Origin of the sequence: Thermogemmatispora sp. (assembly GCF_019683755.1) — a bacterium.
In the GTDB taxonomy this organism is placed as follows: domain Bacteria; phylum Chloroflexota; class Ktedonobacteria; order Ktedonobacterales; family Ktedonobacteraceae; genus Thermogemmatispora.
On the sequence record NZ_JADGHT010000079.1, the window covers coordinates 1 to 15,925 of the forward strand.

Consider the following 15,925-nt stretch of genomic DNA (forward strand, 5'->3'; position numbering starts at 1 on the left):
AGATTAATCAAAATACATAAAATTTGCAAATAGATATTGCTATAAATATTTCATCGCAGTCACTACCCTCTATATAAAGCCTGGCTGGCACCAGCCGCTCTGGAAGGGGCGACAGTCCGAAATCGTGACGGTCGCCCTGCCTCCGTAGTCTGCCGCGGAGATCCGCCGTCCGCTTGCTCAGGAGGGTGCGCTCCAGACCAGCGCGACCGGGGCCACCGCAGCACGACTCAGAGCTGCCAGTGAGCGCCTGCAAGAGCTGATTGGGGGTCACCCGGCTCTAGCGCAACTGGCCTGTAGACAGTTGCAGCGGCAATAACTGCGCCTGGAGGAGCTGGCGCGTCTGGACCAGCGCACCTTTGACGAGCGTCTGGTCGCCTGTTTTTTTCAGGCAGGAGGGGCTGCTCACCTGGTGGTAGCTGGTCCTGGCCCAGCTACTGCCGGGGTCCAGCGAGCCGGGGCTGACCCTGTGCTGGCTGGCTCACCTACTCAGCCACTTCTCGGAGTGGGCGCCAGGGCAGGAGTTCCTTAGTAAGGCATCGCTGCTGACGGCGCCAGGTGTCCGCCTGAGCTGCGACGGGAAGAGTGTGTCTTTACAAGTGGAGATCCGTCACCTGCTCGTGCAGGTCGGCTGGAGGCTCCTTGATCCTGACGGACGCTTCCGCCGCGAGCTGAGCCGCCTTGTACTCGCCCACAGCCTCGCAGCCCTGGAGCTGGGAGCCGGTCAGGTGCTGCCCGAACTCGACTGGCAAGCCTGGCAGAGGCTGCAGCTTCCTCATCATCTGATCATAGAGCAGCAAGAAGGCTGGCGACATGGAAAGCTCTTGCTCATTTGGGCCTTGGCCCAGCGTCTTCCAGCAGCAGCTAGCCGTTTGCTTGCCATCCTCCAGCAGTTCGAGGGGCAACTCAGCCAGCCCGACCCAGCGTCGAGAACTTCACCTATGGGAAAGGCAGATACAGCAACTCGAGACCTCAGAGCGGGAACGCTGACCTCAGCAAGCCGAGCCAGCCTAGCCGGTGGCGTCTCCATCAGGACAAAAGGCAGACTGGAAAGCTGGGCTTGCTTTTCGTTGCAACATCGAGTACGCTGCCTTCTGGCAGAACAAGTCACGGTCCACGCTGCCTGTTTCAGGTACCAGGGCATGCCGCTGAGCTGAGCAGCCGTGAATGAGGAGCAGACGAATGGAGGAACACCGCTTTTTCCATGAAGCAACGACCCTGGTCGGGCGTGAGCGTGAACTAGCCTGGCTGCGTAGCCTTGAGGAGAAGAGCCGCACAGGTTGCCTGCAGGTTGCGCTCATCGCCGGCGAACCGGGGATTGGCAAGACCAGGCTCTTGCGCGAGCTGGCCCGTTGGGCCCGCCAGCAAGGTACGACGGTTCTCCAGGGTGGAGCTTCGGGCGCCGAGGGGATGCCCCCCTATCTGCCATTTCTCGAGGCGCTTGGCCAGCACATCCGCAACGCATCCATGGACGCGCTGCGCCTCCAGGCCGGAGCCATGACCTCTGTCCTGGCGACCATCCTGCCCGAACTATCCCTGCGCCTGGGAGAATCTACCAGCAGCTACCCACTGCCGCCCGAGCAGGCCCGCCTCCGCCTCTTCGAGGCCGTAGGCCTCTTCTTGAACGCAATTGCTACCTCCCAGCCCTTACTCCTGGTGCTGGATGATCTCCACTGGTCCGATCAAGCCAGTCTTGACTTGCTCTGCCACGTGGCTCAGCATCAGCCCACGGCGCGCTTGCTGATACTAGGAGCCTATCGCGAAGGCGAGGTCATGCATCGCAACGCCTTCGAGCGTGCCCTGAGCGAGCTGGAACGTCTGCGCCTGCTCACGATGATTTGCTTAAAACCGCTCACGGCGGAAGCCGTGGCTGAGCTGGCCTCCGGCTACCTCGGAGCCGCCGTCGATCCTGCCGTCAGCAGGCTGCTGGCAGCTCAGAGCGAAGGCAATCCATTTCTGGCAGAAGAGCTGCTCCGCGGCTGGCTGGAAAGCGGTGTCATTGCGCAGCAACAGGATGGCACCACCTATGGTCTGGTCGCTTCTAACCCCTCCCTGCTGCCGTCCAGTATTCTGAGCGCCGTTCGCCTGCGGCTGGCTCACCTGGCGCCAGCGACAGTCGAACTACTGCGTAGTGCGGCGCTCATTGGCCGTACCTTTGACGCCGCCTTACTGGGCAGCGTGGCAGGCCAGGATGAAGAGAGGGTTGAGGAATGGCTAGAGGAGGCTGTACAGGCCAGGCTGATTGACCAGCTTCCAACGACTAGTGTCGCTGCCCCTTCTCACTTTGCATTTAGCCACGATATGATCCGCGAGTGCCTGGCCCGCGAGGTGAGGGCAACGCGCCGTCATCGTCTACACACGCTCATCGGCCAGGCGCTGGAGCAGCGCTTAGCCCGTTCGAATGCCATCGCCAGCGCTCAACAACTGGCAGAGCTGGCCTTCCATTTTGCTCGCAGCGGCGATCCCGAGAGCGGAGCCGCCTATGCCCGGCGTGCTGCTCGGCAAGCGCTGCAAACCTATGCCCCCGCAGAGGCTCTGGCTCACGAGCGCACGGCTCTACAGCTCCTCAGCCTGAACGATCCTCGGCGTGGCCCCTGGCTTCTCGAATTGGGCACGGCAGCGCTCCTGGCAGCCGCCTGGTCGGAGGCCATCGACGCCTTTCAGCGCGCTCAGGAGTGGGGTCGCTGCCACGGCGATCAGCACCTGGCCGGCTGTGCTGCGCTTGGCCTGGGTCGCGCCTACTGGCGTCAGGAACGCATCGCCCCGGCACGGATTGCCCTGGAGGAAGCTGTTACTGCGCTCTCATCCCAGACGACGCCCGACACCGTCGAGGCCCTGGTTGAGCTGGGGTCACTGCTGGTGCTGAGTCTGCACCAGCAAGAGGAGGCCCTCACCTGCTTGGAGCGCGCTCTCGCCCTCGCCCGCCAGCTCGGCGAGCGACGACTAGAAGCAGCATCCTGTCGCGCCCTGGGCAATCTGCTGGCCCGCTCCAATCAGCTTCAGCGTGGTCTTCCTCTGTTAGAGCAAGCCCTCTCGCTGGCGCTCTCTCTCGGTGAGGCCCTGGAGGTGGCAGAATGTTGTGCCTGCCTGACGATGGCCTATGGCTGGTATGGAGAACTTGATCGGCGCGCTCAGCTGTTTCCTCTCTGGCTTGAGTACGCTGGTCGCTGCCACGATCCCTATCAGCTTCGGCACCTCTATACGCACCTGGCTTCCAGCTACGCCCTGCGCAGCCAGTGGTCCGAGACCGATGAGGCTTTGGATAGAAGCCAGGCGCTCGTTGAGCAGCTCGCCAGCCCCGAGCCAGCGGCATTGCTCCAGTGGACGCGTGGCCTGCTCTTGGCCCCACGCGGGCATCTGACCGAGGCCGAAGATCTTATCACGACGGCTCTCGCCTGGTATCGCCAGCACGCTTTCCAGTCGCTGGCCTGGTGGCTTGGCGGCCTCGGCTTTGTTCAGGCCATCCAGGGCAAAGAGCAGGAGGCTCGCGCCTGTCTCGCTGAGCTGGAGGCGCTCGTGAACCCTCTGCCAGCGGAGTCTATGCCGCTTGCCCACGCCCTCTGCTTCATGGCTGCCATCAGCGCTGTGCTTGCTGACCAGACCTGGGCGGCGCGTCTCTATCCCCGTCTGCTTCCGTTTCGTGGCCAGTTCCACTCGTTCTCGGTCGATCGCTTGCTCGGTACCCTGGCCGTCTTGACAGGAGACCTCGCCGCCGCAACAGATCACCTGGCGCGCGCCGAGGCAGTAGCCAGACGCTTCGGCCTCGGTTTCGAGTTAGCCTCTACTCTGGGAACGCGAGCCTTGCTCGTCCTGGCCCGTGACGGCTCGCCGGGAATGGCTCAGGCCCGCGCGCTCCTAGAGGAAGCTGTTGCCTTGAGCCAGAGCACCGGTAACTCTGCTCTGGCGCAGCTCTTGCAGCGCCAATGGCAGGAGTTGGTCTGTCATCGTGAGCAGGCAACAAGCCTTTCTCGTCCGACCTCTCTGCCCCTGCCGGCCGGCCTCAGCCGACGCGAAGCTCAAGTCCTGCGGCTTGTTGCTCAGGGAAAGAGCAATCGCCAGATCGCTGCAATCCTGGTGATTAGTGAGCGCACGGTCGCCAATCATGTGCGCAACATCTTTAATAAGACCGGGGTTGATAACCGCGCGGCGGCTGCTGTCTTCGCCATCCGTCAGGGTCTGCTGGACTAGGCCAGCGTAGGCAGCATAGGCAGCGCTGGTCAATTTTGACTATTCCCCTTCATCGCTGCTCCTCCCCCGAGTCACACGGAAGTCAGTCATTTCTGACGATGTGTGCCTAAAGGAGGGCTGTTATGCTCTCTTGAGAGCGTTTGAGAAGCACGTTATCGTTCACGTTATCTCTCAAGAGAGATTCGCTCATGAAAAAGTTATTGCGCCTGATCATTCTCTTTGGAGCGCCGCTCCTTGTGGGGGCGATCAATCTCGCCCATCCCGTCGTCTCGGCCTATCCCACCGTCTATCATGCTCTGCTGCATCAGGGGGGCTGGTGGCTCGTGCTACACTTTGTCAATCTGGCCGCCTTTCCTCTGCTGGGTTTGGCCGTCTACCTGCTGACGGCGGACTGGCGCGGTCTGGCGGTCACAGTAAGCAGGGGCGCCATCGCGGCATTTATTCCCCTCTATGCTGCCTTTGACGCGATGGTGGGCCTTGGCACCGGGACCCTGGTCCAGTCTGCTCGCACTCTTTCAGCAGAGCAGCTTGCTGTCGTCGAACCTATCATTCAAGCCTACTGGGCCAGCAGTACAGCTAACATCCTGGCTACCCTCGGCTCTGCCGCCTGGGGTCTCGGTCTGCTGGCGGCAACGGTGGCTATCACCCCAGCGGGCCGACGGCTGGCTGGCACGGCGCTGGCGGTGGCCGGCTTTGCTCTCGTCGGCTGGGGCGTTGCCACTGGCAGCTCAGGTACGCTGCTCTGGTGGGGAGCCGTAGCTCTTGTGGCTCTCGCCGTGCTGGGACTCAATCACGGGCGCCCTATGGCAAGTCTGCTTGCTCTGGCCGCCATGTTCTTTGGGACGACACATGTGACTCCCTATGGTCCACTGGGAGCAGCCTGCTTCCTGGCCGCTGCGCTCTGGCAGCAACTGAGCCGGCAGCCAGGCGCTGACCCCGAAGCGCGCGATGTAGCACCGGCTGGAGCTACCTTATAGCCTAAAAGGATCGGAAAGGATAGACAGGTATGCATCGCTCTTCTTTCCTCAGCTGTGAGCCATTGGCTCACACCTATTCCATTGTGGCCTGCGATCACGCTTCCGATCAGATCGGGATTGCCGTGCAATCGCACTACTTCGGTGTGGGGAGTGTGGTTCCCTGGGCCGAGGCGGGAGTGGGCGCGGTCGCCACTCAAGCCTTTGCCAACACGGACTACGGTCCCGAGGGGCTGGCTCTCATGCGGCAGGGATTGAGTGCCTCTCAGGCGCTGGAGCGCTTGCTCCAACGCGATGAGGAACGTGAGATTCGTCAAGTTGCCATGCTGGACGCCAGGGGCGGCGTCGCTGTACACACGGGGCAGCGCTGCGTTGCCGCCGCCGGTCACCTGAGCGGCAATGGCTTTGTGGTCCAGGCCAATATGATGCTCAATGAGGGAGTCTGGCCGGCGATGAAACGGGCCTACGAGGAGAGCACAGGCGACCTCTGCGATCGTTTGCTCACAGCCCTGGAGGCGGCTCAGGCTGCGGGAGGCGATATTCGAGGTCAGCAAGCGGCGGCTATGATCATCGTTTCGGCTACGCGGACACCTCAACCGTGGCGCGCACGTCTCTTTGACCTGCGCGTCGAAGATCATGCTCGCCCTGTCGAGGAGCTTAGGCGCCTGGTCACGCTCCGTAAAGCCTGGTTGCTTTTCGAGCAAAGTAATGAGCGGCTGCTGGCGCAACGGCCCGCCGAGGCGGTCGCGTTGCTTCGGCAGGCGATTGCCCTCGATCCCGACAATGCCGAGCTCAAGTTTCGCGGGACGGCGATCCTGCTTCAGGCCGGGGAGGTTCCACAGGCGCTGGCTCTGCTCCATGAGGTCTTTGCCAGCAATCCAGCCTGGACGGAACTGGTTCCGCGTCTGGCCGCTGTCGGGCTGATCCCCAACGACCCGGCGCTGCTCACGTTGATCCTGGCCCAGCAGGCGTGATTGCTCTCGGAGGCACTCAGGCTGTTCTACTTGAGTGCCTCCATCTTGTCCGATGGCCGGGCTGATCCGCCAGCGGCAAGGAGGCAGGGCGGAGGTGCAGGAGTGACTAGTCCCGCACTGGCCAGCCTGCGCGGCGCCTGTGCCAGACAGGCTGCCTTGGTGAGATCACCGGCGTCAACCTCAACTTGTCACCATGAGTTACGCCGTGCCAGGGCGCAGGTCTAGCAAGCGGCCTGGCGAACGCTTACTTCGCCTTGGAATAGGTTTTCACTCTTCTACGAAGATGAAGCGCAGCGCTTGGCTATTCAAGCCGAGTAGCAATCTCCATAGAGTCTTGACAGCGGCATGAGAGCGATTTTTGCAGCTTGATAAGTGCTTTCGAGATCTACGCACCCGCTTGACAGAGACTGCTTTAAATGCTAGCCTAGAAAGGGTTCTGCTAGAAGTCTCGTTAAGGGTAGAACAGAAGCATCTTATCGGGTGTAGACAGTTAGTCTCTCGCCTGCTGCAAGCAGCGGCCACTGCCCGTTTTCGGCTCTTCATGAGCTGGCTGACACGCTGTACCCCCGCAGTAGGCTCTTCCTCAGAGCCTTGAGCTGAGGACTTCGCTAACGTTGCCCTGTCCAGTGTATCCAGGCCAGTGCCAGAGCACCCAGCGGCTCATTTCCAGGCGGCAGACAGTGCAGCACTCTCTTCATCTCTCAACTCTCATCTGCTGCAGAGCGATGCTTCCTCCAGCCAGAAAGAAGCGGCTGCACGGGGTCGCTCAGGCACTGACGGGAACGTCTGAACATCCTCGAGCCGGATCTCTGTGGTCGCAACTTTGCATCTCTGCTACACCTTTGACTGTGAGCTTTGTTTTTTCCGTAAGGGAGCAAGAATACGCTATCAGCGAGAAGGAGCAAGCCTGATGACGACTCACCCGTTGCCAGCCGACCTGGAGGAGCAGCTACAGGCTCATGAGCGCTGGCTCAACAGCGACGGCAGCGCCGGTCACCGCCTGCGCCTCCCCCAGGCTGATCTCCACGAGCTTGACCTCAGCAACCGCCTGCTCTCCTTCGCCTAGCTGAGACACTGCAACCTCTCAGGCGCCAACCTCTGCGATAGCTGGCTCACCGCTGCCGATCTGACCGGCTCCCAACTGCAGGGAGCCGAGCTGAGTTACGCGCATGCCGAGGGAGCTTGCTTCGACCAAGCCTCCCTGGATGAGGCCAACCTGGTCAAGGCCGACTGCTCCTGCGCTCGTCTGCGCCAGGCCAGCCTGCGCCGCATCCGGGGGGGCACGGACTTTTGGGCCGCTGATCTACGCGAGGCCGATCTCTCGGACGCCGATCTGGAACAAGCCGACTTGCGCCAGGCCCGGCTCGAGGCCGCCAATCTCTCCGGCGCTCGCCTCAAGAACGCCAATCTCACCGGCGCCCGCCTGCGCCAGGCCCGCTTGCAGGGCGCCCAGGGATTGGAAACCGTCCGCGTCGCCTGGATCGACCTCGGTGAGGACGGCCAGCCTCAGCTCCTCCACGCTGAGGAGGCTCGCCGCTGGCTGCTCACCGCGGCCTCCTCTTGAGCTCCGCCCAACCACGATCAGGCCAACCAGACACTCCTTTCAGCAGGAGCCGGAGCTCCTGCTCTTTCTTTTGTCCCACCCGTCGTCATAAGCTCTCCCTCCGTGCCTGGCCCCACGCACTGGATGCTGGGAGCACTGATGATCCCCCTTTCAGTGGGGCACAGCTGCGCTCCCAGCAACTGGAGCCTCTTTCCCCAGCAGCCTGCGGCTCGCGATCACTGCTTCCAGGATGCCGCCGAGCAAGCCGCTCTTGTACAAAAGCTTGACAATAGGGCACTTCCCCGATATACTTTCCTATGAAACAATATCTATCGCAACAATTGCATACGCAACAAATTGCGGCTCGCCTGGCGACGCGCCGAACCCGCGAGTCGTGTCACAGAGAGAAAGGGGCCTGAGAAGCGCATGGATGACTACCAGGACTACCGTCTCTTCCAAGAGCTGAGCTTGCTGCTTGACCACGCCGACCGCCTGGTCCTGCGTCAGTTCCGACTGAACACCCTACAATATAATGCCCTGCTCTTGCTCAACCCTGACGAGGGCTGGCGGCTGACGGATCTCAGCGAACGCCTGCTGTGCGAACGGAGCACGGTTACTCGCCTGGTAGATTACCTGGAAAGCGAGGGGTTGATAAGCCGTAGCCCTGACCCCGGCGATCGCCGTTCACAGCGTGTCACCCTGACAGCCGCAGGCATCGCCCGGCGCCGCGAGGCCCAGGCCGCCATTGAAGAGGCCATTCGCCGCCGTTTCAGCGTCTTGAGCCGCGACGAAGAGCGGCATCTGATCGCCATGCTCAAGCGCTTACGGGCTATCGTGAGCGCCGAGATCGAAGCGACTTCACACGAGGCGAACAACACCGCGCCCTAGTTGCAACTAATGAGGTAGGTAGGAAAGTCACTATGCCAGAGATCTTTGAGTCGGCCACAGATGAAGCGCCCTCGCAACCAAGCGCCGAGCAGATGGCAGCGGTCCCCGGCGACCTGCCCCTGGGCGAGATCCTCATCCGCTGGACAGCTCAACGCAGCCAATTTCGCCACGATAACACCATTCTGCCCGCGGCTCCTCTCCCCGGCGAGCCAGTCGAAGTCTGGGCCACCAGTGGCGAGGAAGTCCCCCTTGAACGTGCCGCGCTCTTCTACACCGTCGACGGCAGCCGTCCCGAACGCTCCTCGACCGTCCTTCCGATGGAGCGCGTCCGCGTGAGCTGGGACCCACATGCAGGCTACCTGACCCACTGGCTGGCTCGCATCCCCGGCCAGCCAGCCGGTACCCGCGTGCGCTATCGCATCGCCGGCTGGCTAGCTCACCCTGGCTCTCCCGCCTCTGACGAGCCGGAGATCTGGGCCCAGGACGGCCAGGGCTTCGCCTTCCATTTTTCGGGCGAGCGCGCCTTTACCACCTTTGCCTATCTCGTTGAAGAAGAAAAGCAGCGGCGCCCGCCCACCTGGGCGCGCGAGGCGATCATCTACCAGATCTTTCTTGACCGCTTTCGCAGCGACGCCCCCGATGGCCATTTCCCGCCTGAGAGCGAGCCACACGCCATGCATGGGGGCACACTCAACGGCGTCCGGGCCGCCCTGCCCTACCTCACCGAGCTGGGCGTGACCTGCCTGTGGCTCTCTCCTCTGCACCTGGCCGAAAGCTACCATCGCTATGACGCCCTCGACTACTTTCGCGTTGATCCCCGCCTGGGCAGCAATGCCGATCTGCAAGCCCTCATCGAGGAGGCCCACGCCCGAGGCATGCGCGTCCTGCTCGACTTCGTGCCGGCACACGTCTCCTGGCATCATCCCGCCTTCGTGGCCGCCCAGTTGGATCGCCAGGCCCCCTCTCATGACTGGTTCTATTTCGAACGCTGGCCAGACCGCTATGGCACCTTCCTCGACGCAGTCCCCGGTCTCCCCTCGCTGCGCTCTGAGAGTGAGGGCGCCCGTCGCCATATTATCGCGAGCGCCCTCCATTGGCTTGGCCAGTTTGGCATCGATGGCTTCCGCCTTGACCACGCAATCGGCCACAGCATGGACTTCTGGTGTGAATTCCGCCTTGCCACACGAGCGCTGCGCCCCGATGTCTTCCTGTTGGGCGAGGTGACCGATACGCCCGACGCCTTGCGCCGCTACCGCGGCAGGCTCGACGCCGTGCTCGATTTTCCACTGGCAGCGGCTCTACGCTCAACCTTCGGAGTACGTACCTGGGACCTGCGGCGCTTCGAGAGCTTCCTCAGCGCCTATGAGGCGTATATGGCGACAGGGCCCGCGCGCGCGAGCTTTCTTGATAACCATGATATGAATCGCTTCCTCTTCATTACCGGCAACCGTCCGGAACTGCTCAAGCTAGCAGCCCTCTGCCAATTCACCTTGGCCCCGGCGCCCATCATCTATTACGGGACGGAGATCGGTATGTCCCAACGTGCTGACATCTCATCCAAAGCAGTCGGCGGCGATGCCGAGGCCCGCGCCGATATGCCCTGGCGCCCAGAGGACTGGAATCAGGATCTGCTCGCCTTTTACCGGTCCCTGATCCGCCTACGTCGCGCCTTGCCAGTCTTGACCCACGGCACGCGCCGCGTTATTCACCTGGACGCCAGCCAGGCGACTTATGCCTACCTGCGCACTCACGCTGCTGGCCAGTACCTGGAGCATGGCGATGCCCTGGTGCTCTTCAACCTGAGCGAGCTGCCTCAAACCGTCCTGTTGCCAGCCAGCGCACTGCCACCAGCGGCGACCACGCTCCTCGCTACCAGCTCAGCACCGGTCATACGTAGGTCTCGACATCAGGTTGCTATAACCTGTGAGCCGTTGAGCGGCACCATCTTCGCGTGTCAGGAAGGAGGTTGAGAGCTGGCGTTTCCCTTGATCTTTCGACAGGCTTCCACAGGAAGAGCACAACGCTCTAGGAGATCAGTCCTCACTCAGCCCTGATGCTGTTCAACAGAGGGGAGAGCACCCAGCAATTGGCCTCTTCCCGAGATCCTTTCTCTTATCAGAGAGGATGAGAGATGATGATGCAGAAGAAGCTCATTGCCCTGCGAACACCTGGCAGCCGGCCACTGCTGGCACTGATGACAGTCATCGTTATTATGCTCATGTTGTTGCTCGCCGCCTGTGGCAGCGCCTCCAGCAGCAACAACAGCGGCAGCATTGACTATAGCGGCACGATTGTTATCTGGCACGGCTGGCAAGGCGCCTACCTGCAAGCCAAGCAGGCCATTTTCAATGAATATATGCATCTGCATCCCAAAGTCAAGATTGTGCTGGTCCACCAGGACAATATCGCCAGCAAAGCGGCCACAGCGGTCAAGGCCGGCAATGGTCCCGATATCATCGCTTTCACAGACGATAACTTGGGATCGCTGGCCCTCGGACACATCGTTGTGCCACTTGACCAGTACATCAGCCAGGATGATCTGAATCAGACCTATAGCCCGGCAGCAGCCTCGGCCCTGGTTTTTAATGGCCACGTCTATGGCGTCCCAGAAGCCGTCGAGGCCATCACGCTGATGTATAACAAGAGCCTGGTCTCAGCGGACCAGCTTCCTAAAACCACTGATGATCTGCTGGCTTTCGCGAAGCGCTATCAGCAGACTCACCCGGGTCAGTATGGCGTTGTCTGGCCGACTGAGGACGCCTACTTTAATGCGCCCTGGTTCTATGGCTTTGGGGCTCAGTATGTGACGCCCGATGGCAAGGCCCACCTCGATACCCCCCAGGCCCTGCAGGCAATGGAGTACATTGCCTCCTTCCGCCCCTATCTCCCCAAGCAGCCGACCTACGATGTCGTGTCCTCCCTCTTTGCCGAGGGTAAGGCCGCGATCATCATCAATGGTCCCTGGTCATATGCCGATTACGCTAGTGGAGGGAAGATCAATATCGGCTTCGCTACACTGCCGATTGTAAACGCTACTGGCACGCCAGCCAAGCCCTTCGTCGGGGTTAAGTCGCTCTGGATGGCCAAAACTGCCAAAAATCCAGCCCTGGTGGCCGATCTGATGAAGTTCTATACCAACAAGGCTAATCAGATCGCTATGTCACGAGCGGACGGCGAAATTCCGGCCAATAGCTCTGCCGCCGATGACCCAGCCATCCAGGCCCTGCCCGCTGTCGCTGGCTATGCCGCTCAGGTCAAGCTCGGCCTGGCCCTGCCGAATACTCCCTATATGTCGGCTCTCTGGACGCCTGTGCAGAATGCTCTGACGGCAGTCTGGAACGGCACCCAGACGCCAGCCAAAGCCCTCAGCGATGCCCAGGCGGCCGCTACCAAAGGAATCGCTCAGATCAGCTCGTAGCCCTGCGCCTGCGGACCTGTGATGCTGCAAGTCGCCTGCTGTGCTGCGCTGTCGCACATTCGTTGAAGATGCTGCTTTTCCACCCCGTCTCTCCTCTCTTTCCGGTGCTGGCACGGGAGGAAGAGACGGGGTAGATACCGAATTGGAGGCGATGACGCCTATGCTGCGCGTCAAACGGCGTACTATCGTGGCCTTTCTTCTCCCAATGCTGGTCATGATGGCCGTGATCAACTTATGGCCAATACTGTATACTCTCTATCTGTCAACCACCAATTACAGCGAGTTTAACTCCGACAACTATCGCTTTATCGGCCTGGAGAACTACCGGCAGTTGCTTTTCTCGCTCGATAGCGACTTCTTCCCAGTGCTCTGGCAGACGCTGCTCTATGTGGTCGTCTGCCTGGTTTGCTTTCTGATCGTGGGCATGTTGACTGCTCTGGCGCTCAACAACCCGCGCATTAAGGGCCTGCCTTTTTGGCGCGTGATTCTGCTCCTGCCCTGGGCCGCTCCCTCGGGGATTACGGCCCTGATCTGGAAGTTTCTCTTTCAGTATGATTTCGGCCCCCTCAACCAGATTGGGCGTCTCTTCTTTGGTCAGCAGTTCGGCATTCCCTGGCTACTTAATCCGACGCTGGCTTTTATCGCGGTGGTGATCGTCAATGTCTGGCTGAGCTATCCCTTCTTTACGGTGGTCATCCTGGGGGCGCTACAGAGTATCCCAGGCGAGCTACGCGAGGCGGCGCGCATCGATGGAGCCGGGCCCTGGCAATACTTTCGCCATGTGACTCTGCCGCTGGTCACGCCCGCCCTCATCCCTGCAGCCATTCTGAGCGCCATTACGACTTTTCAGATGTTCAATACGGTCTTTCTGATCACGCAAGGGGGACCAGTAGTCAGCGCTCTCAAGCCTGGGGCCACCGAATTTGTCATGATCTATATGTACAATCGCATCCTGGGGGCCAGCGTGGCTAATCCGCACTACGGCTTTATCGCCGCCTTCTCTATAACGTTGTTCGCGCTCCTGGCGGCGCTGACCTATCTCGGTTCGGGCCTCGGTACGCGATTGCCAGAGCTGAGCGGTTTCAGGGAGGCACGCACATGAGTCAGAAACTACCCACTGCTGCGCTAGAGAAGCAGCCCGCCGCTTTCAGAACCCCGGCCAGAGAGCGGGCGAAGCGCTTACAGGGGAGGCGGGCCGTCGCCGGTCTCGGCACCCGCCTCGGGCTGGTCGGCGTCTATGCCTTTTTGGTGGTGATGACCATCTTCGCTCTCTTCCCGTTTTACTATGTGGTTCAGGCTTCATTCGCCGGGGCGCAGAATCTCTATACCACTGATCTGCATCTCTTCCCGGCCCATTTTACTTTCGCCAACTATCTGACGGCCTTCACGCAGGAGCCGCTGCTGAACTGGATCGGCAATACGTTGCTGGTCTGTGGCCTGACAGCTCTCTGTGGGCTGGTCTGTTCGACAAGCGGCGCCTACGCTCTGGCGCGCTTTCGCTTCGCTGGTCGTGAGTTGACACTCCGCGCCCTGCTGACGCTGCAAGCTTTTCCCGGCCTGCTGGCGCTGACGGCCTACTATCTGTTGCTGAACGCACTACATTTGCTCAATAACCTGCTCGGTCTGGTACTCATCTACTCAGCAGGAGCAATTGTCTTCTGCTGCTGGAACACAAAAACATACCTCGATGCGCTACCGATCGAGCTGGAGCAGGCGGCCTTGGTGGATGGAGCGACGCCCTTCCAGGCCTTCTGGCACATTGTCTTACCGCTGGCGACACCCGCGCTGGCGGTCGCGGCCCTCTTTACGTTTATGACGGGCTGGAATGAGTTCGCGCTGGCCAATCTGGTGCTCAATGCCAATGCCAACGGCAGCAATCTGACCTTTATCCTGGGCCTCTACAGCCTGCAAAGCGATTTTCGCACGCCGTGGGGTATCTTCGCTGCTGCGTCAGTGATCGTCTCGCTTCCGCTGATGGTGATCTTTTTCTTCGCGCAGCGCTACTTTCGGTCCGGTCTGGCCCAGGGCGGCCTAGCCAATTAACGGGACTGCCGTCGGCATGGCCCCTGCAAACCGTCTAAGGATCAGGCAACGCTCGCTGAATCTGAGCAAGGTAGAGCCTGCGATTAATGAAGCGAATCGGGCTGGGATGAGCGTTTTCTTTGTAGGCGCTCTCGCTCTGCGCCTTCCCAGCAGGACAAGTAGAGATGAGAGGACAGGAGGATAGAGACCATGCCCGAGATTCCAGATGGCTTCACTCGATTGACCGGCAGTGAGCGCCACCTGCCAGCCCAGGCCCGACGGATCAGATCGGCTGATCCTAACGAGCGTATCGAGGTGAGCATCTATCTGAGAGACCCTGCGGGGGAGACTCTGGCCAGTGAGCTGGAGCGGCAGACTAACCAGCCAGGGCCGCAGATGAGTCGAAATGAATATATGGCCCGGCACAGCGCCAGCGCCGAGGACGTGGAGCGGGTGGAGGCCTTCGCTCAGGCTCATCAACTGCAGGTGTTGGCAGTTGACCGGGCGGCACGTCGGCTGGTGCTGGGGGGCACGGTAGCCCAGTTCTGCGCCGCCTTCGCTACTGAGCTGCATCAGTACGAGTATGAGGGCGAGACTTTTCGTGGGCGCTCCGGCTACCTGCATGTCCCTAGGGAGCTGGAACAGGTGATCGTCGGTGTCTTCGGCCTGGACGATCGCCCCCAGGCTCAGCCCCATCTGCGCTTTGCCCCCACCCCAGGGACAGGTGCGCTGGTAAGCACGTCGACAGTGAGCTATACCCCACTGGAGGTGGCCCAGCTCTATGATTTTCCACGCGATCTGACCGGCAGTGGTCAGTGTATTGCGCTGATCGAGCTGGGCGGCGGCTATAGCGGCCAGGACCTGGCCGCTTACTTTCAGCAGCTCGGTCTGAAGACTCCCGAAGTCGTTAGCGTCTCAGTCGACGGCGGTGAGAATCGCCCAACTGGGGACCCTAATAGCGCCGACGGCGAGGTCGCTCTAGACATCGAAATCGCCGGGGCCGTCGCGCCCGGCGCCCGCATCGCTGTCTACTTTGCCCCCAATACTGATCGGGGCTTCTTGGATGCCATTACTCAGGCTATCCACGATACGACCAATGCCCCTTCCGTGATTTCGATTAGCTGGGGCGCGCCCGAGGCGAGCTGGACCAGGCAGGCTATGACCGCTATGAACCAGGCTTTTCAGGCTGCAGCCTCGCTCGGGATCACTGTCTGTGTGGCCTCGGGCGATAATGGCGCAAGCGATGGCCTCCAGGATCACAAAGCGCATGTTGACTTTCCGGCCTCCAGTCCCTATGTCTTGGGCTGCGGCGGTACCCGCCTGGAGACGTCTGCGGGACAGGTGACCCGTGAGGTGGCCTGGAACGAGACTGCGGAGGGCGGTGGCGCGACCGGCGGCGGCATCAGCGATGTCTTCCCTCTTCCTCCCTGGCAGCAGGAGGTATCGGTCCCTCCTTCCATCAATGACCAACACCAGGGGCGCGGCGTGCCCGATGTGGCCGGCAATGCAGATCCGCAGACAGGCTATCAAATTCTCGTTGATGGCCAGAGCACTTCTGTCGGCGGAACCAGCGCGGTCGCTCCACTCTGGGCCGGCCTGATTGCGCTCCTCAACCAGCGGCGCGGTCAGCCCGTTGGTTACCTGAATCCCTTCCTCTATCAGCACTATAGGCAGTTGCTGCAACAAAAAGCCCTGCGCGATGTGACTAGTGGAGATAATGGCGGCTATGCCGCCGGTCCCGGCTGGGATGCCTGCACAGGCCTGGGTACGCCCGATGGCGCCTTGCTGGTGCAGGCCCTGCTGACTTCCTCCTCTGCCTAGCCACTTCCGCCAGCGTCGAGATAGGGGCCGGCACCTTCCAGGAAAGCTATTGTCTAATTGACAGTGCTTCGGTCCCTATCCCCGGCTAGCTCTCTCGATC

At 61.2% G+C, this 15,925-nt stretch carries 12 protein-coding genes; 11 read left to right on the top strand and 1 reads right to left on the bottom strand.

Annotated features, from left to right (window positions below; translation table 11 throughout):
* Positions 1–590: 590 nt before the first annotated feature.
* Entirely contained in the window at positions 591–812 is a 222-nt protein-coding gene (locus tag IRZ24_RS07640) for a hypothetical protein (RefSeq protein WP_297162026.1), read from the bottom strand.
* Between the two features lie 367 nt (positions 813–1,179).
* On the opposite strand from IRZ24_RS07640, the gene IRZ24_RS07645 reads away from it, so the two are divergent.
* The 11 genes from IRZ24_RS07645 (at position 1,180) to IRZ24_RS07695 (ending at position 15,825) form a co-directional block, all read left to right on the top strand.
* Complete coding sequence (locus tag IRZ24_RS07645) at positions 1,180–4,185, top strand: helix-turn-helix transcriptional regulator (protein ID WP_297162030.1); 3,006 nt, start codon at positions 1,180–1,182, stop codon at positions 4,183–4,185.
* Positions 4,186–4,373: 188 nt separating this feature from the next.
* Positions 4,374–5,162 carry a hypothetical protein gene (locus IRZ24_RS07650; RefSeq protein ID WP_297162032.1) on the top strand — a complete coding sequence of 263 codons (789 nt, stop codon included), beginning with the start codon at positions 4,374–4,376 and terminating at the stop codon, positions 5,160–5,162.
* Positions 5,163–5,191: 29 nt separating this feature from the next.
* Entirely contained in the window at positions 5,192–6,133 is a 942-nt protein-coding gene (locus IRZ24_RS07655; protein WP_297162034.1) for a DUF1028 domain-containing protein, read from the top strand.
* A gap of 910 nt (positions 6,134–7,043) precedes the next feature.
* On the top strand, positions 7,044–7,199 hold the full coding sequence (locus tag IRZ24_RS07660; protein WP_297162037.1) for a hypothetical protein: 156 nt from the start codon (positions 7,044–7,046) through the stop codon (positions 7,197–7,199).
* A gap of 60 nt (positions 7,200–7,259) precedes the next feature.
* On the top strand, positions 7,260–7,697 hold the full coding sequence (locus IRZ24_RS19780) for a pentapeptide repeat-containing protein (RefSeq protein WP_366914256.1): 438 nt from the start codon (positions 7,260–7,262) through the stop codon (positions 7,695–7,697).
* Positions 7,698–8,102: 405 nt separating this feature from the next.
* Entirely contained in the window at positions 8,103–8,564 is a 462-nt protein-coding gene (locus tag IRZ24_RS07670) for a MarR family transcriptional regulator (protein ID WP_297162043.1), read from the top strand.
* A gap of 32 nt (positions 8,565–8,596) precedes the next feature.
* Positions 8,597–10,534: an alpha-amylase family glycosyl hydrolase gene (locus IRZ24_RS07675; RefSeq protein WP_297162046.1), complete on the top strand. Its 1,938-nt coding sequence runs from the start codon at positions 8,597–8,599 to the stop codon at positions 10,532–10,534.
* A gap of 161 nt (positions 10,535–10,695) precedes the next feature.
* Positions 10,696–11,982, top strand: coding sequence for an extracellular solute-binding protein (locus IRZ24_RS07680; protein WP_297162049.1), 1,287 nt, complete (start codon positions 10,696–10,698; stop codon positions 11,980–11,982).
* A 160-nt stretch (positions 11,983–12,142) separates the two neighbouring features.
* Positions 12,143–13,084 (top strand): sugar ABC transporter permease, encoded by a 942-nt coding sequence (locus tag IRZ24_RS07685; protein WP_297162052.1) that lies wholly within the window; start codon positions 12,143–12,145, stop codon positions 13,082–13,084.
* Positions 13,081–14,025: an ABC transporter permease subunit gene (locus tag IRZ24_RS07690; RefSeq protein WP_297162055.1), complete on the top strand. Its 945-nt coding sequence runs from the start codon at positions 13,081–13,083 to the stop codon at positions 14,023–14,025. The genes IRZ24_RS07685 and IRZ24_RS07690 overlap by 4 nt, the downstream gene beginning before the upstream one ends.
* A gap of 189 nt (positions 14,026–14,214) precedes the next feature.
* Entirely contained in the window at positions 14,215–15,825 is a 1,611-nt protein-coding gene (locus tag IRZ24_RS07695; RefSeq protein WP_297162058.1) for a S53 family peptidase, read from the top strand.
* Positions 15,826–15,925: the final 100 nt, after the last annotated feature.